Below are 1,003 nucleotides of genomic sequence, written 5' to 3'. Positions count from 1 at the left end.
GCGCCTATCCCGTCCTCGCTGTAGCACTGGAAAATCAGCGGGGAAGCGACGAAGACCATCCAGCGGTTTGCAGGGGCTGCGCGGCAAAGTACTTCCTGGACGTTCGGGAGCACGCGGAGAAGCTTTACATCCACACAGTGGAAGAACCGCTCTGGTAGCCGCAGAACGGCGCCTTGTCCGGTCCATTGAGCGGCGAGGATGCACAGACCGGGACCCGCCGGCCTGTGCCAAGCTCAACCCATCCCGGTTTTGCACTACATTGGTGCAATGACTGCCGCACTACCCCCGCCCGCCCTCGACGTCCTCGGCACTCCGGTCGCCTGGGCCGACGCCGATGGCCGCGTGGTCGGCTGCAACCCCGCCTTTGCCCGCTGGCTGGGCGTCAGCGTTCGCCGCCTGCTGGGCCAGCCGCTGGCCTCGCTGGAAGTGCAGGGCGAGGCCCTGGCGCACTTCCTGGCCCGTGACGAGCGCGATACCCTGCGCCTGCACCGTCTCGCCCTCGCCCTGCCGGGCGACGCCCCGCGCTTCGCCGAAGGCTGGCTGAGCCGGTGGGACGCGGGCGGCTGGCTGCTTGAAGCGCATCCGGTCGATGAATTCCCCGGGCTCGACCCGACCCAGGCCCTGCCCAGTGCGCTCAGCGCGGCGCTCAAAGGACTGGCCCACGAGCTGCGTAATCCACTGGCCGGGCTCAAGGGCGCGGCGCAGTTGCTGGCGCGGCGCAACGCGCAGCGGGCCGCCGATGAGCGCGACCCGGACGAACGCGAGCTGATCGAGCTGATCGGCTCGGAGATCGAACGCCTCAACGGGCTGCTCGAGCAACTGCTGTCGCCTGCGCCGGCCGCGCCGCATGCGCCGCTGAACATCCACGCCTCGCTGGAGCGCGTGCTGCGGCTGGCCGAGAGCGAGGGCGGCTGGGCGGTGCGTCTGCAGCGGGATTACGACCCCAGCATTCCCGAATTCGACGGCGACGCCGACCGCCTCACCCAGGCGGTGTGGAACCTGG

1 protein-coding gene is annotated in these 1,003 nt (G+C 69.9%); it reads left to right on the top strand.

Annotated features, from left to right (window positions below; genetic code table 11):
- Positions 1 to 267 precede the first annotated feature (267 nt).
- On the top strand, positions 268 to 1,003 hold a 736-nt coding region (locus ACXJKH_RS21210), incomplete at its 3' end, for a two-component system sensor histidine kinase NtrB (protein WP_457322331.1).

The organism is Stenotrophomonas sp. P5_B8 (assembly GCF_054049855.1).
This window is presented reverse-complemented; position numbering and strand designations above follow the sequence as displayed.